The sequence below is a fragment of the Imperialibacter sp. genome, assembly GCF_040222815.1.
Lineage (GTDB): Bacteria > Bacteroidota > Bacteroidia > Cytophagales > Cyclobacteriaceae > Imperialibacter.
Genome location: NZ_JAVKCH010000001.1, coordinates 210,056 through 233,939 on the forward strand (window position 1 = coordinate 210,056; position 23,884 = coordinate 233,939).

Sequence of the window (23,884 nt, forward strand, 5' to 3'; positions counted from 1 at the left end):
GTTTTAAATCAGGGTTTTGTCAAGGTAGCGCCTATCTTTGGTGATATGCCAAACTGCTTAAATATGAAATCTTTCAAGACCATTGCTGCCACCGTTAGTCTTGCTCTGATGCTTCTCAGCAACGCAACAGCCCAAAGTATCTACAGTAAGAGCAACCTCTTTGCCTGGTGCATTGTGCCCTACGATATCAAACACCGCAGCCCGGCCGAGAGAATAGCGATGCTTAAAGAATTGGGTTTCAAGTCATATGCCTACGATTGGAGGGCGGAACATTTGGCCACTTCGGTGGAAGAGTGGAAGCTGGCAAAAAAGAACAACATCAAAGTCAATGCTGTTTGGATCTGGATAGATGCCAATACAGATAGCCCTCAGCAGCTTAGCAGCGCCAACCTCCAGCTACTTAGCTATCTAAAGGAAACCAAATTGAAAACGCAGCTATGGGTTGGCTTTCATGCCAATTTTCTGGAAGGGCTTGATGAAGAGGCGAAAGTTCGCAAATCTAAAGAGATGCTGGACTATCTTCACGCAAAAGCCGCAGAGGTCGGGTGTACCATAGCACTTTATAACCATGGCGACTGGCTTGGAGAGCCCGCCAATCAGGTGAAGGTAATTGAGGCCAGCGGCTTTAAAGATGTAGGCATCATCTACAACTTCCATCATGCCCATGAGCAACTCGACAGGTATACTGACATTATCGATGCAGCACTCCCCTATTTATGGGCGGTAAACCTGAATGGCATGAAAAGAGAAGGCCCCAAGATATTACCCATCGGTTCCGGGGACAGGGAAACCGAGATGATGTCCTACCTGAAAAAAGTCGGCTTCAAAGGCCAGATTGGTGTCCTGGGGCACATTGAAGATGAGGATGTGGCGATTGTTTTGCAGCGCAACCTTTCAGGCCTGCAGGCTATATTATCGTCAATTGGAGACAACGAAGCACTGAGTACCTACGGAAAAAAATAAGCCGGGCAGGCTTTCAGCTCGCTATATCTTTTGACTGGCCGGTCTTCATCTGGTCGGCATATTCAGACGGGCTCTGGCTAAAAACTTTCTTAAAGCAATTTCTGAAGTACTTGGGATCATTGAAGCCAACCATGTAAGCCACTTCCGAGATTGAAAAGTCGCCCTCCGCCAATATTTGCGCAGCCCTCTTAAGCCTGATCGTTCGTATTACTTCATTGGCCGACTGCCCTGTCAAGGCTTTCAATTTTCTAAACAAAGTGGCTTTGCTCATCCCTACATCTTTGCACAGGTCGTCGACAGAGTAGTTGGTATTAGATATGTTCGACTCAACACTCTTAAGTGCCTGGTTGATAAATATTTCATCTCTTGAGGTTACGGTAATACTTTTAGGTTCCAGCGTCAATGTCCTGCTGTCAGCGAACATTTCTATTAGCTTCTTTCTTCCGTCCAGCAAATTCCGCACCTTGAGTGCCAGCACTTTGCTATTGAATGGTTTTGTGATGTAATCATCCGCACCTGTTTCCAGTCCCTCAATCTTATATACCTCTGAAGTTCTTGCTGTTAACAAGATAATTGGGATATGAGAGGTAGCTTCTGTTTGCCGAAGCGCATTGCAAAGAGCAATGCCATCCATCACCGGCATCATCAAATCAGAAATGACGAGGTTGGGGTTCGTCTTCAACGCTTTCTCAAGCCCCTCTTTGCCATTGAATGCTATCTGTATTTTGAAGTCTTTTTCCAGAATAGATTGAATATAGGCTGATACCTCCCTGTTGTCTTCCACAATCAAAACTGTCGGCGTGTCGTCAGAGTGCTGCACAGGTTCGGGTAGGGTAACCACAGGCGGGCCGAGCACATTTGAGTCACGGGGTGAGGCTACAGGCACCTCTATCTTTCCTTCCACAACCTCGGTAGGTTTGAAATGAATATTGCCCAGAGGAAGCGTCAGTGTAAATCTTGCAAACTGTCCCTCAATACTTTCTACGCCTATTGATCCGTGGTGCAATTCGATCAGGCTCTTGCTGAGGGAGAGGCCGATACCTGTTCCGGTAGAATGCTTTCCTTCATCATAACTAAAAAAGGGCTCGAAGATAGTCGTTAAGTGTTCCCGTTTTATCCCCGTGCCATTGTCGAAAACGGAAACATAAACATTGTCAGTAGTTTGCTCCAGTTTGATACTAACCACACCCTTTTTGGGTATCTTTTTAAATGCGTTTGAAAGGAGGTTGAAAATCACTTTTTCCATTTGATCCGGGTCAAACCAAACCATGATTTCCTCATGACTGCTTTGCAATGTAAAGTCGGCGTTCATTTCCTCGGCCAGTGTATCGAAAGAATACTTGATCTCCTTGATAAAGCTGACCAGGTTGCTTTCCATGGCCGTCACTTTCATATTCCCTGACTCTACTTTGCGGAAGTCGAGCAATTGATTAACCAGCTTATGGAGCCGCAGCACGTTGTGATTAACCGATTGAAGTTTTCCCTTTACCCCTTTCTCAATTCCCTCGGAGTCGATAAGGTTCTGTATCGGGCCTATAATCAGTGTCAGAGGTGTTCTGAATTCATGGGAAATGTTTGTAAAAAACTGAAGCTTGGTTTTGTTCAGTCGCTCCACACTTTCGAGCTTTAGTCTCTCCAGTCGCAAGTCATTGATAAAGTGAGCCCTGATCAGCGTTATCCTGCGAAACAGGTAAAGAAGCGATATCACAATCGTCATATACCCCAGATAAGCCCAGGATGTTTCCCACCAGGCAGGAAGCACAGTAATGGTCAGGCGGGTCGGGTCGTTGTTCCAAACGCCGTCGTTGTTACTTGCTTTTACTTCAAATACATACCTTCCCGGATCGAGGTTGGTATAGGTTGTGGACCTGGTTTCGCCCACAAAATTCCACTTATCGTCAAAACCAATCAGCCGGTAGGCATACTGGTTTTTATCGCTGGCCGACATGTTGAGAGCGGCGTATTCAATACTGAAAATATTGAAATCACTTTCCAGACTCAGCTCCTTCGTTTCACTGATGTGCCTGGTTAGAATGGAGTCTTTGCTGTTAACCCTGACCGACTTATTGAACACTTTAAAGTCTTCCAGCACCACCAAAGGAGGATGTGGATTGTCAAGAATTTCTGACGGATTGAAAGTGATGATTCCGTTGCTTCCTCCAAAATACAAAAGTCCGTCGGCGTCTTTAAATGATGAATTTCCCTTAAAGCCATTGACCAATAACCCGTCGGAGTCATCGTAGTTTTTAAAGGTTTCATTTTCGGGATCAAAAACACTCATGCCATTGCTTGTACTTATCCAGAAGTGCCCCTGGCTGTCTTCCAATATGCCTTTTATGTTGTGATTGGTCAGCCCATTGTCAATGGTGTACCTCTCAAAGGAATCTTTGCTTTTCAGGTGATAGAGTCCAGATTCTGTGCCTGCCCAAAGACGCCCCTTACTGTCCTCGAACAGACAAAAAATAACGGAGAGTATGTTTTCACTATAATTTTCACTCTCTGAAAACACCGACTCCATTTTCACTTTTTCGGAGTTATATAGCTTTAAGCCGCTGTTTGTTCCAATCCAGGTATTGAAATGTTTGTCCTCGAAAATTATTCTCAAGTTGTTGATGGAAGCGTCTTCCGCCCAGGTTGAATCCACAATATGCGTGAATGATTTTTGATCTTTTGAGGAAAGTAGGTTAAGTCCATAATATGTTCCCATCAGAATATTGGCACTCTGCCTGTCCTGACGTACAGCATATACATTTTGATTACTTAAATCTTGGCTTGAATTTCCCGCTGTAGCATACCGGTCAAAGTTTTGTGTGGTCTCATTAAAAACAAAAACACCTTCGGCCCACGTTCCCACCCAAATGTTGTGGTCACGATCCTCATAAATCGCCAGCACCGGGATTCCGTTCTGCCCCGATTCAATGGGATCATTCAGGTAGTAAGAAGTATTGCCTTTGTGCAACTTCATAATACCGCCTTCGGTGCCTATCCAGAAGCGTCCTTTCGAATCCTTATACAATGCGTTAACTACGGTGTTCTGATAGGCCGCCTTAAACGACGTAAATTTGTTTTGATAGGGGTCTATCACGCTCAACCCAAATGAAAACGTCCCTATCCACAATCTTCCTTCATTATCTTTATACAGCGCCTTGATGGAGTTGTCGCTGATCGATTTAGGATAATCTTTGTCGGCTACATGGTGCTCAAACTTGTTTGTACGAATGTCGAGCCGGCTTAGGCCACCATTTTCGGTACCCGCCCAAATGTAATTCCCATCGGGGCAAACAGTTCTCACCACATTTACCAAAGGGCCATTTTCTCTAACTTCGGAGGTTCTGTAGTGAATAAATCTGTTGGCCTTAACATCGAACTTATCTAGCCCACCTCCCCTGGTAGCAATCCACAAGTTCCCAATTTCGTCTTTGGCAATTGAATACAAATAATTGTAGCCAAGCGAATTGGGGTCTTTGGGATCATGGGCATATACCTTGAGGTTGCCTGTCTTTCGATTCCACCTGTAAAGAGCAGTATCTGCCGCTATCCAAAAATCACTCTTATGAATCTGCTCAATGCCTATGATCGACAAACGCCCCTTAAAGTTGTTTGTGTGGTCAGTCCAGCTATTGTCTGGCAGGTAAAGCGATTTTATTGTAGTGCCCACAAACCACACCCGCTGCTCGCTGTCTTCCCTGATGTCGTTGATAACCAGGTTATTAAATTCAGGAATCCGAATGAAGGTGTCTAATTCTCTGTTGTACTGGTGCAAAGTACCCTTTGCTGTGCTTACCCACAAAGTGCCGCTGCTGTCTTCAAAAATTGAAAGCACACGATTCGTAAGCAAAGTGTGCTCGTCCGACGGATCGTTCCTGTATATTTTGAATTCATAGCCATTGTAGCGGTTGAGGCCGTCTTCGGTGCCTACCCACAAATAGCCTTTGCTATCTTTATGGATGGCGGAAATAGTGACCGACGAAAGCCCTTGCTCTACCGATAGGCTCGAAAAAGACTCATTCTTGCCCTGCCCCAGTACAGCCAACGGCAACAAAGAACAAATTCCAAAAAAAAGTGAAAGCAGGTAAAATGGCTTCATAAAATATGTAAAAGTCAAATAGGCGCAACCAGATCAAAACAATATTCCGGCTTAATCACTGAACCCTTCTAATTTAGTTGAATATCTTAAAAAAGTCTAATCTCTGATCAAATAGCATGTAAGCATTAAAAGGCTACGGCAGCCTTCATCTAAGTCTCCCGCAAAAAAAGCAAACCGTTTTCGATATCACAATTGTACAATTATCCGCAAATATAACAACGAAGGTTGACGTATCCGCAGTCAGCCCCCGAGAAGCCCCCGTATGGGTTTTGGAAACATTTGTCATCTATATTTGAAGGATTTATACCTCCTCAATTGTTTTATTCTTCTCAACTTGTGTCAATTGTGATAATGCAAAAATGTGCTATGTTATGCATGTGTTACCGTTTAGCGTATGAAACCTAACACCTGGCACAATCACACTTCGAAAAATCTAATATTTATATTATCTTGTAATATAACCTCGTAAAGCTTAAATAAAATAATGCCTATGAAATTAACCCCCAAAGCAAAATCCTTAAAACTCAAATGTGGAGGATTCAGTTCATGACTCCCCGCACACCCGGTGTATACAACAAACACTGGTTAAATCATTTTAAACCAATTCATTCATGTTATGAAAAACAATTACCTACTTATTAGCTTATCGCTGCTATTCTTTCTGGCATGCTCAACAGCATTCGCTCAGCAAAGAACTGTAAGTGGTAAAGTAGTTGACCCTAATGGCACAGGATTTCCCGGTGTCAACGTAATTATTAAAGGGACTGCTACCGGTACCACTACCAATGCGGATGGCGAGTACAAAATCGCCGTTCCTGACAACAACACCGTGCTGGTTTATTCCTTCATTGGATATTCAGCTCAGGAAGTAACTGTTGGAAGCCGTTCTGTTCTGGACATCACACTGGCTGAAGACGTTACCCAACTTAGCGAAGTTGTTGTAACTGCCCTTGGTGTAGAAAGAAGTGTGAAAGCGCTTCAGTCATCGGTGACAACTGTGTCAGGTGACAACTTCACTCAGGCACGTGAAAACAACCTTGGTAATGCCCTTTCAGGAAGAATTGCTGGTGTAAACGTTAGCAAAATTTCTGGTGGTCCTGCCGGTTCTTCACGTATCGTTATCCGTGGTAACAAAACACTGGGTGGACAAAACCAGCCTTTGTATGTAATCGACGGTGTGCCTATGGACAACTCTGGCTTCGGTCAGGCTGGTCTTTGGGGTGGTCGTGACGAAGGAGATGGTTTGACCAGTATCAACCCCGACGACATCGAATCTATCACAGTGCTAAAAGGTGCCAGCGCCGCTGCCCTTTACGGCTCACGTGCTGGTAATGGTGTTATTAACGTAGTAACCAAAAAAGGTACCAAAAGAAAAGGTCTTGGTATTGAGTTCAACTCAAACTATGTGGCGGAAACTGCTATCAACCTGAGTGACCTTCAGAAAGACTATGGCACTGGCAACTATGTTGATCAGTCCAATGATGGTATTCGTAATGGAGTTGCCACAAAGCCCAGAGATGCCCGTGAGGCGTTTGGGTGGGGCAATGTGGCCTGGGGACCTAAATTTGACGGTAGCCAGGTTTTGCAGTTCGATGGTGTGGCTCGCCCCTACTCTTATCAGGGTGACAACTGGAAACGCTTCTATCAAACAGGCAATGCTCTCACTAATAGCATTTCGATCAGTGGTGGAAGTGACAAGCAGACTTTCAGATTGTCAGCAGCTGATTTGAGAAGTAATAGTATCATCCCTAATTCGGGGTACGACAGAACCAATCTTACTTTGTCTACAAGCTCGAAGTTTGCCGACAAGTTAACTGTTACATCAAAAATGATGTACACTCATGAAACGGCGCATAACCGTCCGGTGCTTTCCGATTCACCAGGAAATGCTGTTCAGTCTATTTGGAGAACGCCAGGGAACATCAATGTGGAAACCTATAAAGGTGACCCTAACAAGTTAGGGGCTATCCCCGAAGGCACAACTCAGGAGCAGTTGATCATTTATGGACAAGGAAGCGACGCAAATGCCAGAAGAGCAGGCCAGGAATTGCTACCTGCTGCTAACAACTGGGGACAAAACCCTTACTGGGCTACTGAGCAGTTCATCAACGACGATACGAGAGACCGTTTGATCGGATCTGGCGAGGTGCGCTATGACATTACCGACTGGTTGTACGCTTCAGGAAGTATCCAAATGGACTGGTATACCAGAAGAGACAAGTCATTGACTCCTCAGGGAACCGGCTACCAGCTGGGCGGATCCATGTCTGAAGGTGAGGATCGTGTGCGTGAAACCAACACTCAGTGGATATTGGGCGGAAGCAAAACTTTCAGCCAGTTTAGTGTTAATGCTTTCGTTGGAGGTAACGTGATGCGAAGATCAAGCGAGAGAATCGCTGCCAACGGTAATGGCTTCAACGTGGACTTCTTCCCTGCTATTAACAACGCAGCTACGAGAAACTATGGTTATGGATTCTCAGAATCTGGCATCAATTCGATGTTTGGTTCAGCTGAGATCGGTTACAATGGTTACTTGTTCTTGACTGCGACTGCCAGAAATGACTGGTTCTCAGTATTGAATCCTGAGTACAATAGCATTTTGTATCCTTCTGTAGGTGCTAGCTTCGTATTCACTGATGCATTCACAGGAATGCCTAGCTGGTTGAGCTTTGGTAAAGCAAGAGCTTCGTGGGCACAAGTGGGTATCGTAAATATCAATCCTTACGCTGCGAACCTGACATATTCTCTGAATGGTAACTCTCACTTAGGGCGTACCATGGGAACATTCTCTTCAGCAGGTGGAAACAACGGAAATATTCCTAACCCTCAGCTACAGCCAGCACTTTCTACTGAATTTGAAATAGGCTTCGATACGAAGTTCTTTGACAACAGATTTGGCGTTGATTTAGCTTATTACCATCAAACAACAACTGATGATATTTTGGGCGTCACTATCTCCCGTGCTTCAGGTTTTGGTTCTACCAATGTGAACGTTGGTGAGCTTCAGAACAAGGGCGTTGAGCTTCTTTTGACTGGAACACCAGTAAGAGGAGAAGTGACATGGGATATTTCGGTGAACCTTGCTAAAAACGTCAACAAAGTGATAAACCTTGTAGACGGTGTGACAGAATTTACCCTGGAAGAACCCCGTACCAGAAACGTATTCATTAAGCATATAGTAGGCGAGCCCTTTGGCACCATCACTGGCCGTGTGCAGCAAATGAGCCCTACTGGCGAGCCTATTTTCCTTGCAGATGGCAGACCATTGGCGTCAACCACTTACGTTCCTATTGGCAATGGTTTGGCTGACTGGACAGGTGGTATCAACAACTCTGTTTCATGGAAAGGTGTTAACCTGAGCATGTTGATCGACATCAAATTAGGTGGTGACATCTTCTCTGGAACTAACAACCGTTTGACTCAGTGGGGATTGCATCAGCAGTCACTTATCGGACGTGACGGTGAAAAGCCTCTACACATTAAGGGAGTTGTTAATACCGGAACATCTGATGCTCCAGTTTACACCCCAGTGGATAGAGATCTTACTCCGCATGAAGCCAACAGTTATTGGGGCTCGGTTGGTGGCGAAAGTACTGCCATCTCCAGCATGTTCCTGTACGACGCTTCTTTCATGAAGTTGAGACAATTGACATTAGGCTACAGCCTGCCAAGAACTATGCTTGAGAATACTCCCTTCCAGAATGTGTCACTTTCTTTTGTGGGAAGAAACCTTGCTATTCTTTTCAAGAATATCGACAACGTAGATCCTGAATCTGCCTATTCAGCTAATGCTGGTGCACAGGGCCTTGAGTATTTTGCGATGCCTACTACTCGTAGCTACGGCGTCAACTTAAGAGTAGGATTCTAACCATTAAATAGCTAAGAAATGAAATACGTTAGAAATAAAATAAATAAGATCATCATCGCCTCTGTCGCAATATTTGCATTCACGGCAAGCTGCGATACGGATGAATTGCATGAGTTGAATATCAACCCCCAGGCCCTGAATCAAGTAAACATGAATTATTTGTTTACTGCGGCTCAGCTTGGTTCTGCAGCGGGTGGTTCAGCTGGCGACAACAGGTATATTGACTGGAGAACAAACATTGGCCTTTGTGCGCATGCTATTCAGCAGCTGGCCAACGTTAGTGGCGGCATAGCTCCCGGTGACAAATACACTGACAACGTTGAATCCTACAACGCACCATGGGAGTTTATCTATGGCGATCAGCTAAAGAACCTGGCTGAGGTGCTAAGACAAACCGGCCCTGACGGGTTTGAAGCAGGTCAAAGAAAGAATATGCGTGAGGCTGCCAGAATCCTTCGTGCATTTAATTTCCACAGACTAACCGACTATTACGGAAACATCCCCTATTCCGACGCATTGAGTGGAATACAGGGTACTTTCCTTCCAACCTACGACGATCAGCAATCCATCTATTTGGATCTGCTGAAGGAGTTGGATGAGGCTACTGCTGCCTTGAGTGCTTCCAATCCTGACGAAGGTTTTGCGGCGGCCGATTTGTACTATAACGGCGACGTTACCAAGTGGAAAAAGTGGGGCTATTCTCTGATGCTTCGGTTGGCCATGCGTATCTCTAATGTGGACGCCACAACTGCTGCAACCTATGTAGGTAAGGCTGTTTCCGGTGGTGTTTTCACCAGCAACGACGACAACACATGGGTACCTATGGATTTAGGCCCAAGTGAGTGGACTAACCAGAACGGTATTTCGAGAGCATTTGCTTCCGGTGACGGTGGTCAACCATCGATCTTGAGCAAGACTTTTATTGACATGCTCAAGGGAGCAAATGCTGCAAGCACAGCAGATGATGATCCAAGACTTCTCATCTTTACTGATGGTGTTGGTGGGGATCAGGATCCACTGGTTCAGGAAGGTATGCCAAACGGACAAGATGGAGGTACCATAAGTGCTTATATTGGTGAGAAGTTTGGTGACCCTACTTTAAGTCCGAGTTCCGTTTTCTCTTCCATTAATGTAGCTCTGTTAGACGACAACGATCCATACATGCTGATGAACTATGCTGAGGTTGAGTTCTTGCTTGCCGAAGCAGCTGAGCGTGGAATTGGTGGAGTAACTGGTGCTGCTGGTCACTACAATGCTGGTGTGCGTGCTGCCATGCAAATGTATACTCCTTTTGCACAGGGCGATCCCGACGTTGAAGAGGCCCTTACTGTTACTGATGCCCAGGTGGACGCATATCTTGCGGCCCGTCCTTACACAGCTGGTGCTGCTGGTCTTGAAATGATTGGCAACCAAATGTGGGTCAGCAAGTTTTTCAACTGGTGGGAGGCCTGGTCGGATTGGAGAAGAACTGGATTTCCAGTGTTAATTCCTGTCGACTATCAAGGCAATGTGACTGGTGGCACTATTCCAGTAAAACTGAGGCTTCCAACGCATGAAGTAGCTGTGAATGTGGATAATATTAATGCAGGCGCTACTTTGCCTGATCAGCCAACCACTAGGGTATGGTGGGATGTGAATTGATTTTCGATAAACCATAAATCAAAAACATAGTGGAAAAGTCCCTGATTATTGTCGGGGACTTTTTTCATTTGTGGGTCAGTAGAAATTCATTTAACTTGATTGAATAATGAGAAAGCAATTCGGTCAGCTCTTTATCATTCTTTTGGTTGTTTCCACAGTCGCTTGCCTGGATTCTTTAGATCCTGCCACTTCAGATTGTGAAAGGTCGGGACTGGCTATTTCCATTATTAACGTCACCTCCACAGATTGCGGCATACCAAACGGGAGGATTGAGGTATTTTCTTCAGGTGGCCTTGGCGACAAAAGCTATTTCTTAAACGATGGCCCGGCTCAAAAAACAGGTGTGTTTCATAGCTTGAGACCAGGCATCTATTCTGTCTCCGTGATGGACTCATTGTACTGTAGCAGAGCAGTGAGCGTGCATATCTCATCCGGAATTTCATTCAAAGAATCGATACAGCCCATCATCGAGAATAGCTGCATCATCAGCACATGTCATGACGGGTCCGGTAGCATTAGCTTTAAGGTGTTTGCAAACATTAAAAAATCTGCCGCCGACATCAAGGGGCTTACAGGGGCACGAGTCATGCCTAAAACCGGCAGCTTAACGAATGACGAAATTGAGCAGATAGCCTGCTGGGTAGATGACGGGGCGCTTTTCAATTAGTCCTGCAAACCCGATATTTTTCCACCTTATCACCTGCCGACCAAAACAATTTCACGGTATTCCTGTTTTACGGGAATGGATGTCAATCGCCTCAACAACTTATTACTATTACTTTTTCTACTCATGGTAACCTCCTGTGATCAGGAAGCTGATGGAATTGATAAAGATTGTAGCGGATCCGGACTGACATTGACATTACTTAGTTCGACCGACACTTCCTGCGGGGCCTCGGCCGGTGGGTTTGAGGTAGCGGCGTCTGGCGGTTTTGATGGCTACCGTTACCAAATCGACGATGGAGCCTTTCAAAATAGCGGAGTCTTCAGTAGCGTAGCACCAGGAAAATACATCGTCGGCGTAGAAGATTCAGAGGGATGCTCCAGCTCGCTGGACGTTCAAATCTATTCAGGCATAAGCTTTTCAGTGTCTATCAAACCAATCATTGAAACCAACTGCGCCATTAGTGGCTGCCATGATGGATCGGGGAACATCGACTACAATGATTTCGATAATATTAAGCTCAACCCATCGGACATCAAGTCACGCACGCAGTCGGGGGACATGCCTAGAAACGGAACACTTACTGCGGCCGAAATAGACATGATTGCCTGCTGGGTAGACGATGGGGCATTGAACAACTAGTTCAAACTCAGCTCCCTCCTTTTCAAGCTATACTCTACTCCCGTCTTTTCATTAGTAAGCCGTAGCTCGCTACCGTACAACCACGCTTTCCACTCGGTTTTGTCATGTTCAAAAATGATTTTCCGGTGCCTTGTGTTGATGACTGCCAGGCCACTTTCCTGAACATCGCCTGCCGCCAGAATGGTGTAATTGCCTTGATTGTCAATACTGAAAAGGGTATTCTTTAATCGCTCTACTTTGTTGTGGTTCCTTATTTTGTAAAGCTCCCACTCCCCTACAATGGTGTGCTCGAATTCTTCGAAGCCAGGCACCTCGCTTATTCGGGTAAAAGACAACGTTACATTTCGGTCTCTGTCATCTTTCCCTTTCAGCTTAAGGAGGTCTTGGTATCGAAAAACTGACCAGGTGGAATTGAACCACTCCACGTCCGTGCTGTACATCTCCAGCTTGTCTGACTGTAGTTTGTACACGCCCGTCAGGTCTCCTTTTACCCGGGAAACGGCAAAACTTCTATTGTCATTGATTTCTAAAAAGACAGGGCTAAATGATTTCGCCAAAGCATCCTGTTCGTAGGTTTCAAGTTGCCAGAGGCCTTCAATGTCCTGGATTTCGTAGCTCTGCTGGCAGCCTGCCAACAAACCAGCACAGAGGAGTATAAATTTTGTTAAGTTCCTTTCCATCTTATTGAAGTTAAGGTCAATCGTCCCTAAAGACAATATTCGGATTCTGTTATCGCATCGGCGTGTGTTATCTCCCATACATCTGGACACATCAAAAACCAACCATCTGCCCCAATTGCTGTATGTCATTTCACAGGGTGACAATCCTCATGAGGTCTGCCCACTGGATTAACCATCTTGCATAGTTCAAATGATAAAAAGAATTATGCGAAGACATGGTCTTATGATAATCGCTGTCCTGATGTTAACAGCTGGCTGTAAGGACGACACCGAAAAAGTACAGCCTGCTGTGGAAGCCATTTCTGAATCTGTCTACGCTTCGGGAACAGTGAAAACCAGTGACCAATATCAGGCCTTTTCTTCGGTGAACGGAATTGTAGAAGACATATTTGTAGCAGAGGGTGACAAAGTGACCAAGGGAGCGCCACTGCTGAAAATATCCAATAAAGCCTCACTCCTCAATGTGAGAAACGCACAGCTTACTGCTGAGAATGCCAAATTGAGCGAAAACAAGCAAAAACTCGATGAAGCAAAAATGTCCCTGGACTTTGCAAAGGCAAAGCTAGCCAATGACTCCTCCCTATTAGCACGAAAGCAGCACTTGTGGAAACAGGATATCGGCACCAGGGTGGAGCTGGAGCAAGCCACTTTAGCATACGAAAACGCTGTTGTGGCGTACCAGTCAGCCAAGACACGTTACGATGATCTCCAGCGTCAACTGGCACTCAATGCCAGGCAGTCAAGCAATAACCTGCAAATAAGCAGCACACTGGCCGACGAGTACATCATAAAAAGTGAAATTGATGGAAGGGTCTTCACTATTTCGAAAGAGGTTGGAGAGCTGGTCAGCGTGCAAAGTCCGGTGGCACTGCTGGGCGACGACAGCCAGTTTTACCTCGAACTTCAGGTAGATGAGTATGATATCGTTCGTATTGAAACTGGCCAGCAGGTCTTTGTGAGCATGGACAGCTACAAAGGCGAAGTATTTGAGGCAGTGGTCACCAGGGTGATTCCGGCGATGAACGAACGGAGTAAGTCCTTCACGGTCATGGCTGATTTCGCTTCCAAACCTCAGGTGCTTTACCCATTTCTGACCGCTGAAGCAAACATCGTGATTCAAACAAAAAAAGATGCCCTAACGATACCCCGGCAATACCTGGTGGATGAGTCGTCTGTCTTGTTGGAAAACGGCGAAAAAAGGGCTGTGGTTACCGGATTAAAGGACTATGAGAAAGTGGAAATCATTAGTGGTTTGTCGGCAGATGAGTACATTTTAATGCCAGAAAATTGAACTACAAGCTCATATCTTCAATTGCCCTCTCCCTCCTGCTGGCACGCTGGAAGCAAACATTGGTGGCTGCCGTTGGCGTCATGTTCAGCATCACTATGTTCATTGCCTTGCTCGGGTTTATGAATGGCCTCAACGACTTGCTTGACGGCCTCATTCTCAACAGAACGGCCCACGTACGCTTATATTCCGAAGTGAAGGTCAACCCCAATCAGCCAATTGATAGAGCAAATGGGTTTACGTCGGGCCATAATTTTGTCCGGTCGATTAAGCCGACCAATTCTCGTCAGGAGATATACAACAGCCAGGCTGTTTTACATGCCATCAGGCAGGATGAGCGGGTGCTTGGCGTGGCGCCCAAGGTAAGTGCTCCCCTCTTTTTTAACACTGGCACCATCGACATCACCGGGGTGGTAAACGGCATAGATGCGGAAGCTGAAAGCCGGCTTTTTCACTTCGCTGACTATGTAACCGAAGGCAGACCTGATCACATTGCCAGCATTCCCAACAGTATCATTTTGGGCAAGGCTCTGGCCGACAAGCTCATGGCCGGTATCGGCGACCTTATCTATGTCACTACCCCTGGGGGCGAAAGGTTTCCGTTGAAGGTGGTAGGCTACTTCCAATCCGGCATTCAGGAGTTTGACAAGACCCAAAGCTATGCTTCACTAAGCACCACCCAAAAACTCTTTGGCCGGGGTAAGTCATACATAACCGACATACAGGTGAAGCTGAATGACCTGGAATGGGCACCGGCTGTGGCTAAGGAGTATCAGCGATTATTTCAGGTAGATGCGGAGGACATCCAAACGGCCAATTCACAGTTTGAAACGGGCAGCTTTGTGCGATCTCTTATTTCCTATGCCGTCGGCATTACGCTATTAATTGTTTCAGGTTTTGGGATTTACAATATCCTGAACATGATGATTTATGAGAAGATGGATTCCATTGCCATTTTAAAAGCTACTGGGTTTTCCGGCAAGGATGTGAACCGGATTTTCATTCTCATCGCCCTGAGCATAGGTGTCTCGGGAGGGCTTGCCGGCTTGCTCTTCGGGCTGCTGGCGTCAGTCGGGATCGATCATATTCCATTTAACACAGCTGCCCTGCCCACCATCACCACCTATCCGGTCAACTACGACCTGATTTATTATGGCATTGGTCTGGGCTTTTCCCTGGTCACCACTTACCTGGCGGGGCTCTTCCCTGCCAGCAAAGCCAGTCATATCGATCCGGTCATCATTATAAGAGGGAAATAGCATGGGACAGGTAGTTTTAGAAGCCAGGCATATCAACAAAAGTTTTCGTGACCCCGTCGCTGTGAAGGTGTTGAAAGACATCAATTTCAAGGTGAATAAGGGTGAGTTCGTCTCAATGATGGGCAAATCCGGTTGTGGTAAGTCAACCCTGCTATACATTCTCTCGACCATGGACACCGATTTTAAGGGAGACCTGCTGATTGATCAGGAGTCAACAAAGGGTAAGAATGAACCTCACCTTGCCCGCATCCGCAACGAAAAAATCGGTTTTGTCTTCCAGTTTCACTACTTGTGGAACGAGTTTACTGTTCTGAGAAACGTGATGCTGCCCGGCTTGAAACTCAACAAGTATTCCGAAAAGGAAATTGAGCACAATGCCATGGAACGGCTGAAGCTGCTTGGGATGCAAGACCTGGCATTGAAACAAGCCAACAGGATATCAGGCGGGGAAAAACAGCGGGTAGCACTTGCCAGGGCCATGATCAACGACCCTCTCATCATTATGGGTGACGAGCCAACCGGCAACCTTGACAAAAAGAATAGTCAAATTGTGTTCGATATTTTCAAGGAAATGTCTGAAGAGTTGAATCAAACGCTACTCATAGTCACCCACGATCCGGAGTTCGCTGAAAAGACGCACAGGATCATAGAAATGGAAGATGGGCGGATTGTTTGATTTCAAGGGTTTCTCCGTGATTACTTGCTATACGAAGGTGCTTGTTGGGCGTGGTATTTCTTCTAGCCAAGGAAGAATGCCCTTATATCAACAGGATTGACATAAGGGCTCCTGACACCTACTCATCCTTCAGCGTCCTCGTTGGATTCGCAATGGCTGCCTGATATGACTTCACACTCACTGTAAGCGCCCCCACCACAAATGCTGTGAGGCCAGCCAGCAGAAATGCTGTCACCGTTAGGTCAGTTCTAAAGGCAAAACCGTTGAGCCATTCCTGCATATAATACCAGGCTACTGGTGCTGCCAGCACAAAAGCGACGATCATCAGTCGTGCGTAGTCTCTGGAAAGCAGCATGACGAGCCCTGGTACGCTGGCACCGTGCACTTTTCTGATGCCAATTTCCTTGGATCGCTGGTCGGCAGAAAAGGAAGACAGCCCAAAAAGCCCCAAACAGGAAATAAAGATGGAGACAATGGCAAAAATATTCACCAGCGCACTGAGCGACATTTCAGTGCGGTAGGAAGCGGCATAGCTGGTGTCCATGAACTCATACTGGAAGGGAAAGGCAGGGCTAAGCGCCGTCGTTACTTTTTCAATACCTGTGATGGCTTTGGGTATGTCGTTTTGAAGCCTGATGAGTGCTACCGAGGTGTATGGGGGATTGTAGGCAACTACAAGAGGCGCAATTGGCTCATACAGGCTCTGCATGTGGAAGTTCCTCACGATGCCGATTACTTTGCCTTTGCTGCCCCAAACAGACAGGTTTTGGCCCAGTGGCTCGTCGAAACCCATGATGTCGGCCATTACTTCGTTGATGATATAATTGGTGGTGTCTGAAGCAAAATCCTTTGAGAAATCACGACCCTTGGCTATCTCCATTCCCATGGATGATAAAAAACCTAAATCAACCATCAACACGTTGACTTCTATTTCTGCATTGGGATCTTTGCCATCCCACTGCGAGCTGCCAGTCGAGCGGCCGTACTGTAGTGGATTGCCGCTGGCAAAAGACACCTCCTTTACCTCTGGTATATTGAGCAACTCGGTTTTGTATACGTCCCTTCGGTTAGCCAGATCCTGCGGCATATACAGGTATGCCAGGTTTTCTTTGTCGAGACCCAGGTTTTTGTTGAGCACAAAGTTCATCTGCCGGGCAACCACCAGGCTTCCGATGATCAGGATGATGGACAAAGCGAACTGGAAAACGACAAGGCCGTTTCTGAAATAGATGCTTGAGGTGGATTGCTTGATTGTTCCTTTGAGGGAGTTGGTGACTTTGAAGGAGGGCAATAACAAGGCTGGATAACTTCCAGAAAGCAAGCCCGTAGCAGCAATCAAAGCGCTTATGCCGATCCAAAACCGTGAATCTGTAAAATCCAGGAGAAGTTGCTTTTCGGTAAGGCCGTTGAAGTAAGGGATGATAAGCAGCACAAACCCAATGGACAGTGTAACGGCTGCGACAGTGATCATGAACGATTCAACTAAAAACTGTTGTCCCAGCGTGCGCCTTTGGGCACCGAGCACCTTCCTTACTCCAATTTCCTTCGTTCTCCGGCTGGCTCTGGCTGTGGACAGGTTCATGAAGTTGATGCAGGAAATGACGAGCAGGAAAATAGCAATGATGGTAAGTATTCTAACATATTGCACACGTCCGCCGGAGGGCACGCCGTTTTTGAAATTGGAGTGCAGGTAGCTGTCTGTCGCTTTCAGCACCATGAGCCGTTCGTCGGCTGCATGGTCAGTGTTATTGTTGATCTCCTGCTCTATCCTTTGCTGTACGGCAGCAAGGTCGGCACCGGGCTTCACCGTAAAGTAAATATTGAAACCACCATTGAACCAGCTCTTAATCCACTCGTTACGGGCAATATATTCGTGGGCCGGGAGAACAAAGTCGAAAGTCATTGACGATTGGCTACCAGTGTCCATGAAAATACCAGATACTGTAAACTCCTGATTTTCATCTATTTTAATCATCTTACTTAACGCATCTGTTTTCCAGTTTTCTCCAAAATACTTTTCAGCAAGTTTTTCAGAGATCACCACCGAATGTGGGTCTTTCAAAGCACTAGCCGGGTCTCCTGCGACAAAAGGGAAACTAAAAATGCTGAAGAATTCGGGCGACACATACCTTCCCTTTTCATAAGACACATTTTCGCCGAGGCGAAACAACAGTTCCAGTTCCCAGCTGTAGTAGGTTACTTCATGCACTTCAGGGTAGTTATTGGCCAGTGCCTCTCCTAAAGGGCCGGGAATGCTTCCGGTGGTGATAACTTCACCGTTGGCCTGGTACATATTGCGCCATACCTGATAGATGCGGTCGGCATTTACATGAAACTGGTCCTTTTCTACCTCGTCGTTGACCCACAGTAGAATAAGGATACTAGAAGTAAGCCCCACAACGAGCCCGAAAAGATTAAGCGCAGTGTAACCCTTGTACCTCAGCGCATGGCGAATCGCCATTTTAATGTGATTGAATAGCATAGCGTTGTTATTTTGAGTTGTGACAAATGCAAAGTTTTTGACGATGCCGGGCCGGAAGAGCTTTAAAACATCCAGCACAAATAGCCATCGAGCCCTTGTCAGACTGCTTTCCGCCCGGCGCTTGAACAATTCAGTCAGGTCGCCTTCCACGTCCTCCAGCAGGTCGGGCTCGCAGAACCAGCAAAGAAACGCCAGCAGCCACCTGGGCGGCGATGGAATGGGCTTTTCTGTAGGTTTGTTGCTCATATAAACTTAAAGTCGAAGGCGACTGACGGAATGGCCTCCCAAAGTTGCTGGCGGGCAGCCATGGCTTCTTCGAGTGCCTTCTTGCCGAAGGGCGTTACCTTGAAGTACCTCTTCCTCTTCCCTCCCCTTACGGCAGTGGCTTCTCCGAATTCAGACGTCAGGAATCCTTTCTTCTCTAAGCGCTTTAGTGCTATTCGCATGGCGCCTACGCTTACGGACCTTTTCAGCCTCGTCTCAATGTCTTCCTTAATAGCAATGCCGTAAGCATTTTCGTACAGCACCGCCACCGTCAACAACACAATTTCTTCGAACTCCCCTATTGAATATTTGCCCATGATTGTTATTTTAATACTAAATGTAATTAAAATATTTAAATCCTAAAAGTAATCTTAATGGTGATGCACATGAATTCAGTGATTTCATGATGGTATAACTGCGATTAATGGAGAAGGTAACAATGAGACGTAAAATTTTGCCACCACCTAACCCTGATGTGGAGATGTTTGAATGCCCATTGGAGGCAGAATGCTCCTGTTGAGTGAACATAATTTGAACGAAACATTACCGTTATCTTTCGTATATTTCATTGAATTCACTGGCCATTAAACACTTACCACTATGAAAGCTTTTCCCATCAACCGAGATTTCTATTTTTTTGGAAGCTTTCTTATTGGCCTGTACATTGTCGCTAACACACTCCAAACAGGTGTCCAAATGTGGGTGGGCTACCAAATGTTCTGGCTGCCGTCGTTTGGTAGCTGGCTGCTTGTTACTTGTGCTATTTACCTGCTTCCCTCCCTGTTCCTCTTAAAGTACTATCACCAAAATCAGTACCGGTTGGCTTTCTTCGGCACTGTGGCATCCAGCATCATGGTGTTGCTACAAGTGATTGTCTTAACAACCATATTACGAACCAGGCAATTGCAGGATTTTTACAACCCAGTTCTTTACCTGTTGCTTTTTGCCGGCCTTCTTCACGCTGCAGGTCTTTTGACTTCTGATGCCCGAAAGAAGCCCTTGCTCAAGATCGTCGGCCTCGTGATGGGTATAGTGAATGTGACTTTACTCATTTTCCTCACCTGGATGTTGCTTTCGGGCAACAACTCTGCCACTGGTAGCTTTGTCCAAAAGCTGGCGGAATGGACAACCATTGCCGGTGGGCTGGTATGGGCATTGTTCATTGGGCAGTTTATGAAAGAGCGCAGTCTGCTGAAAGAAGAACCTGTACGCACGGAAGGCAGAAAATCGATCGCAGATCTATACGCTTTCTTCAGTTTTATGGGGGTGTTTTTTATCCTCCTTTTTGGGTTCATGATAGTCAAGCAAGGCTATTACAATACTCACCCCACCCCTGCCGCCCGAAAAATGGCGAATCCTTACGAATTTCGCTCCTACACCAGCAACAAAGGTGAAACGTTGCAGTACAGGTTTCTGAAACCTCTCGACTACGAGCCGGGGAAGAAATATCCGATGGTCGTTTGCCTGCATGGTGGTGCTGGATGGGGAACGGACAACACCAGGCAATTTGATGGATCATTGGCAGCGCAAATGCTCTCCGACTATCCCAGCAGGGAAAGGTACCGGGCATTTCTCTTTGTCCCCCAATGTCCGCCTATGCACAGCTGGGGAGGCATACCTGCCTATAAGTCCATCGACTCGCTGGTGTTTGAAGCAATGGCTGAGCTCGAAAAGGAATTTAACATCGATGAAAAGAGGCGTTACGTCATGGGCTCTTCGCTTGGTGGTTATGGTACATGGCACTTTATCAGCACACGGCCCGAAATGTTTGCTGCTGCCATTCCAATATCCGGCGAGGGTGATCCTGACTTTGCTAAGGAAATTGTCGACGTCCCCGTTTGGGCCTTCCATGGGCGAACTGACGTGAACGTGCCGGTATCAGGCTCTCAGCACATCATTCAGGCGGTGAAGAATGCCGGCGGCTCCCCTCGCTACACTGAGTACCCTGACCGTGGGCACGATATCTGGAAGCAGGTAAGAGAAACCCCCGGTTTGATGGACTGGATGTTTGCACAGGCAAAAGAATAACCAGGGGGTATCCAGTCGGTGCAGTAATAAATTTGACCCAAAACCGTTGTTCACAGTAAATTGTTCAGACATATAAACCGTTGTTGGATAAACGTTGCCAGGAAAGGATTTCCATGCTTACCTTTGGTATCATAGAGCTTTGTTAAGCCACAAGGTTCGCCTCAACTGTTCAATGACCAACCACCGTCCCAAAAGTAAATTCTCTCTGATCTTTATTCTGGGGCTGCTTACCGCCATTGGCCCCTTTTCGGTGGATATGTACCTGCCTGCTTTTTCGGGTATTGCCAGGGGACTCAACACCAGTGTCGACCAGGTAATGCTGTCGCTGTCCAGCTTCTTCGTGGGTATTTCAGTCGGGCAATTGCTCTACGGCCCTCTGCTGGAGAGGTTTGGGCGCAAAAACCCTCTTTACTTCGGACTGAGCATGTACTTGGTGGCTTCGGTAGGCTGTGCAATGGCTAACTCGGTAGAGATGCTAATTGCTGGCAGGTTTTTGCAGGCACTAGGTGGCTGTGTCGGCATGGTGGCGGCCCGTGCTATGGTGCGTGACTTGTTCGAAGTAAAGGAAAACGCCAAGATATTTTCGTCGCTTATGCTGGTGGTGGCGGTCTCGCCCATTATTGCGCCCACAGTCGGCGGGCTGATTACTTCTGTGTTTGGCTGGCGTTATGTCTTTGTCGCCCTTGTTGTGGTGGCCATTGGCGTTCTGGTGGGAGTCTATTGGTTGTTGCCGGAAAGTAAAAAGCCGGACCCTTCCTTTTCGCTCATGCCCAGGCCTATCCTGCGAAACTTTGCCAGCGTGTTCAGATATGCCCAGTTCACTACATTTGCCTTTACGGGTGCAGTAGCCGCAGCTGGCTTGTATGCCTACGTTAGCGGCTCGCCCCATGTGTACATGGAGGTATTTCAGCTAACGGAAGGTCAGTTTAGCTGGGTCTTCGCTGTTATCGCCATGGGGTTGATTGGCTCTACGCAGCTAAACAACCTTATGCTCAAGAAGTACTCCAGCGAACAGATCATTGGGGTGGGGCTCGCAATTCAGGCGACCGCTGGAGTGGGATTGGTAGCTTTAAGTTTCTTTGGTCTGGCTGACTTCTACAGTGTTACCACTCTTGTTTTTGTCTTTCTATGCTGCCAGGGCTTTATCTTCCCTAATTCGTCGGCGCTGTCCATGGCTCCTTTCCACACCAATGCAGGCAACGCATCGGCGCTGATGGGTGCCATTCAAATGGCCATTGGCGCAGGAGCCTCAGTGCTGGTGAGTGTTTTCCACGACCCCACTCCCCTGCCCATGGCGGGCGTGATGGCCTGCTGCGCTTTGTCGTCACTGAGTATTTTTCATCTGGGGAGAAGCATCGTTAAGCACAAGGCTGCCGCTACGCTCAAAGAGGTGGAGCAGGAAGAGGTCGATATGATTGGCACGTTGTAAGCTTTCGAACGATTTAGGATGGATACCGGTCATTCAACTTCAGAAGGCTGCTCCCGTTCCTGCCTCGCCAGGCGCATAGACTGAGAGCTGTATTTTTTCCAAACTGACCCAACTACATAGGTTCGAAAGATATAGCCCCAAAAGCTCCTTTCATTGAGTGACGGATCAATCTTATCTGCGATCTGCGCATGACCTTCGGGTGCTTCACTCCAATGCATGCTGGCACGTTCGTGATGGGCTGTGTGATAGCCGTTATTGAACAAAAACAGGTTCACTCCCATGAAGTTACGGGAGTGATTGTATTTCGTTTCCTCATCGGCATGTACATGTTGCACATAGTTAAAAATCTGCACCATATACCCCGACACCTGCTGTGGAATAATGACAAAGACCAGGGCCTTCTTCCAGTCGATTACTATCCAAAGAAGCCACCAAGCAATCAGTACAAAACATTGAGTCAAGTATTCCCAGTAGCGCTTTTTATCCTTTTGCTTCATCTCCTTCATAAAGGGGATAATGCCCTCTGTGATCTGATAGTAGCTACTCATGCCTGGGTAGCTCACCAAAGTGAAAAGGTCGTTCGACTCTGTCTTGCGATAGGTAGCCGTGCTATCGCCTTGTTTGTTGACAAACCGGTGATGGTTGCGATTGTGCGTGGGAATCCAGGTGAAAATAGGAATGCCGTAAAACACTGTTAGCCACCAATCAGTGAGTACATTCAATACTTCGCTGTTCCAGATTTGAAGGTGATTGTGGTTGTGGGTAATGACCGAAACAGCCACTGCAAAATGTAAAAAGACGATGTACAATGCCCAATTGCCCAGCCCGAAGCCTGTAAACCCAGCCTGCCATTGATAGGCAAACATGAGGCTGGTGATGATCATGTAGGCAACGGAACGGATATCTGCTTTATATTTCACTCAATCAGGTTTAGGTGATGGGCGAATATACAAAAGCATGAATAGAACCTTTGAAAACATCTTGATTTGACCCGCTGCGCCTTTGCGTGAGTGCTTAGCTGGCTTTCAAACGAAAGCACTTCTTTTTAGCCACAAAGGCAATAAGGCTCGAAGTACAGTACATCAAAAACTTTGCGGTTTGCTCTGGCAAACCTGCTCTTTTGCTTGTGAGCCTGGATAGTTGGCCTGCTTCCTTTCAGTCATGAATTTACTGGAGATAGACGTTTTCAAAGAAACGTTAACATTTATTTCGTCAAAACGAGCGGGCTTGTAGTGTGTTGAAATGTTTCGCCGTTGTTGAGGACAAAGGATAGTTGAAGAGAGAAGGAATCGCTTTCAGCCGGGGCTTCGGACAATTTGAGTTCAAAAACCTCAAAAAGAACACCCTTACGATTGTCGGCTATGTAATTCGAAAGTGGTAGAAACTTTTCGAAATCATCGTAAAAGTAAGTCCAGTCATTTGTAAGAACTATTTCGTTGATAGTATCGCCAGCAACGTAGTTATCGTTGTAATCATAAATCGTTTGAACGATAATATTGTCTACTCCGACTTTGTCACCGGCATAACCCTGTTCAATGCAAGAAAGGGCCATTGCAGATTGTCCGTGATTCGATGACGTAGCAGCGATATATTCTACTTCAAAATTAAACCTAATAAAAAAACCAGCCCACGGAGCCTTTTCGTTTTCGGCGATTCTTCGCCAGGGATTTGGCTGTGAATTTATGAGCATCATGTTAGTAGATCCAATATCGTTGATCCTAAAATGAGGCGGCACCGGATCACAACTACCATTTCGATTCAAACAAGATACAATGCTGGCACCCATCATAAAAAAGATGATAAGTACCGTTTTGGTCACTCTCATGTTCTCGTTTTTTTTGCAAAGTTAAGCATCACCTCCAAAAGAGTTTTCTTTTTAGTGTCGCCTCATGCCAGGCTTGCTATACCGATCC

General features: G+C 46.4%; 16 protein-coding genes. 10 read left to right on the forward strand and 6 right to left on the reverse strand.

Annotated features, from left to right (window positions below):
- Positions 1–63 precede the first annotated feature (63 nt).
- On the forward strand, positions 64–963 hold the full coding sequence (locus tag RIF36_RS00825) for a sugar phosphate isomerase/epimerase family protein (protein ID WP_350118644.1): 900 nt from the start codon (positions 64–66) through the stop codon (positions 961–963).
- A gap of 13 nt (positions 964–976) precedes the next feature.
- On the opposite strand, the gene RIF36_RS00830 is transcribed toward RIF36_RS00825, so the two are convergent.
- Positions 977–5,050, reverse strand: a complete 4,074-nt coding sequence (locus RIF36_RS00830) for a hybrid sensor histidine kinase/response regulator transcription factor (protein WP_350118647.1) — start codon at positions 5,048–5,050, stop codon at positions 977–979.
- A 616-nt stretch (positions 5,051–5,666) separates the two neighbouring features.
- On the opposite strand from RIF36_RS00830, the gene RIF36_RS00835 reads away from it, so the two are divergent.
- From RIF36_RS00835 to RIF36_RS00850, 4 genes are all read left to right on the forward strand, one after another.
- On the forward strand, positions 5,667–8,918 hold the full coding sequence (locus tag RIF36_RS00835) for a SusC/RagA family TonB-linked outer membrane protein (RefSeq protein WP_350118650.1): 3,252 nt from the start codon (positions 5,667–5,669) through the stop codon (positions 8,916–8,918).
- Positions 8,919–8,936: 18 nt separating this feature from the next.
- Positions 8,937–10,559, forward strand: a complete 1,623-nt coding sequence (locus RIF36_RS00840) for a SusD/RagB family nutrient-binding outer membrane lipoprotein (protein ID WP_350118653.1) — start codon at positions 8,937–8,939, stop codon at positions 10,557–10,559.
- A 106-nt stretch (positions 10,560–10,665) separates the two neighbouring features.
- Positions 10,666–11,226, forward strand: a complete 561-nt coding sequence (locus RIF36_RS00845; protein ID WP_350118656.1) for a hypothetical protein — start codon at positions 10,666–10,668, stop codon at positions 11,224–11,226.
- Between the two features lie 123 nt (positions 11,227–11,349).
- Positions 11,350–11,865 (forward strand): hypothetical protein, encoded by a 516-nt coding sequence (locus RIF36_RS00850; protein ID WP_350118659.1) that lies wholly within the window; start codon positions 11,350–11,352, stop codon positions 11,863–11,865.
- On the opposite strand, the gene RIF36_RS00855 is transcribed toward RIF36_RS00850, so the two are convergent.
- Positions 11,862–12,545: a hypothetical protein gene (locus RIF36_RS00855; protein WP_350118662.1), complete on the reverse strand. Its 684-nt coding sequence runs from the start codon at positions 12,543–12,545 to the stop codon at positions 11,862–11,864. The two genes, RIF36_RS00850 and RIF36_RS00855, sit on opposite strands and share 4 nt — an antisense overlap.
- 223 nt (positions 12,546–12,768) lie before the next feature.
- Here RIF36_RS00855 and RIF36_RS00860 point away from each other — a divergent pair, with 223 nt between their 5' ends.
- From RIF36_RS00860 to RIF36_RS00870, 3 genes are read left to right on the forward strand one after another with little or no spacing between them, the layout of a single operon-like run.
- Positions 12,769–13,836, forward strand: coding sequence for an efflux RND transporter periplasmic adaptor subunit (locus RIF36_RS00860; RefSeq protein ID WP_350118665.1), 1,068 nt, complete (start codon positions 12,769–12,771; stop codon positions 13,834–13,836).
- Positions 13,833–15,092, forward strand: a complete 1,260-nt coding sequence (locus tag RIF36_RS00865) for an ABC transporter permease (protein ID WP_350118668.1) — start codon at positions 13,833–13,835, stop codon at positions 15,090–15,092. The genes RIF36_RS00860 and RIF36_RS00865 overlap by 4 nt, the downstream gene beginning before the upstream one ends.
- Position 15,093: 1 nt before the next feature.
- The gene (locus tag RIF36_RS00870; protein WP_350118671.1) at positions 15,094–15,768 is read left to right on the forward strand and encodes an ABC transporter ATP-binding protein; all 675 of its coding nucleotides are present in this window, start codon (positions 15,094–15,096) and stop codon (positions 15,766–15,768) included.
- Positions 15,769–15,886: 118 nt separating this feature from the next.
- Here the strand turns inward: RIF36_RS00870 and RIF36_RS00875 are convergent, their stop codons facing one another.
- Together RIF36_RS00875 and RIF36_RS00880 are read right to left on the reverse strand one after the other, a co-directional pair.
- A complete protein-coding gene (locus RIF36_RS00875) occupies positions 15,887–18,496 on the reverse strand; it encodes an ABC transporter permease (RefSeq protein WP_350118674.1) in 2,610 nt (869 codons plus the stop codon).
- Positions 18,493–18,831, reverse strand: coding sequence for a PadR family transcriptional regulator (locus RIF36_RS00880; protein ID WP_350071792.1), 339 nt, complete (start codon positions 18,829–18,831; stop codon positions 18,493–18,495). The genes RIF36_RS00875 and RIF36_RS00880 overlap by 4 nt, the downstream gene beginning before the upstream one ends.
- A gap of 283 nt (positions 18,832–19,114) precedes the next feature.
- Here RIF36_RS00880 and RIF36_RS00885 point away from each other — a divergent pair, with 283 nt between their 5' ends.
- Together RIF36_RS00885 and RIF36_RS00890 are read left to right on the forward strand one after the other, a co-directional pair.
- Positions 19,115–20,542, forward strand: coding sequence for a carboxylesterase family protein (locus RIF36_RS00885; protein WP_350118677.1), 1,428 nt, complete (start codon positions 19,115–19,117; stop codon positions 20,540–20,542).
- Positions 20,543–20,714: 172 nt separating this feature from the next.
- Positions 20,715–21,971: a multidrug effflux MFS transporter gene (locus RIF36_RS00890; protein ID WP_350118680.1), complete on the forward strand. Its 1,257-nt coding sequence runs from the start codon at positions 20,715–20,717 to the stop codon at positions 21,969–21,971.
- 29 nt (positions 21,972–22,000) lie between these two features.
- Here the strand turns inward: RIF36_RS00890 and RIF36_RS00895 are convergent, their stop codons facing one another.
- Both RIF36_RS00895 and RIF36_RS00900 read right to left on the reverse strand, forming a co-directional pair.
- Complete coding sequence (locus tag RIF36_RS00895; RefSeq protein WP_350071786.1) at positions 22,001–22,891, reverse strand: fatty acid desaturase family protein; 891 nt, start codon at positions 22,889–22,891, stop codon at positions 22,001–22,003.
- 284 nt (positions 22,892–23,175) lie between these two features.
- Positions 23,176–23,796 (reverse strand): hypothetical protein, encoded by a 621-nt coding sequence (locus RIF36_RS00900; RefSeq protein ID WP_350071784.1) that lies wholly within the window; start codon positions 23,794–23,796, stop codon positions 23,176–23,178.
- Positions 23,797–23,884: the final 88 nt, after the last annotated feature.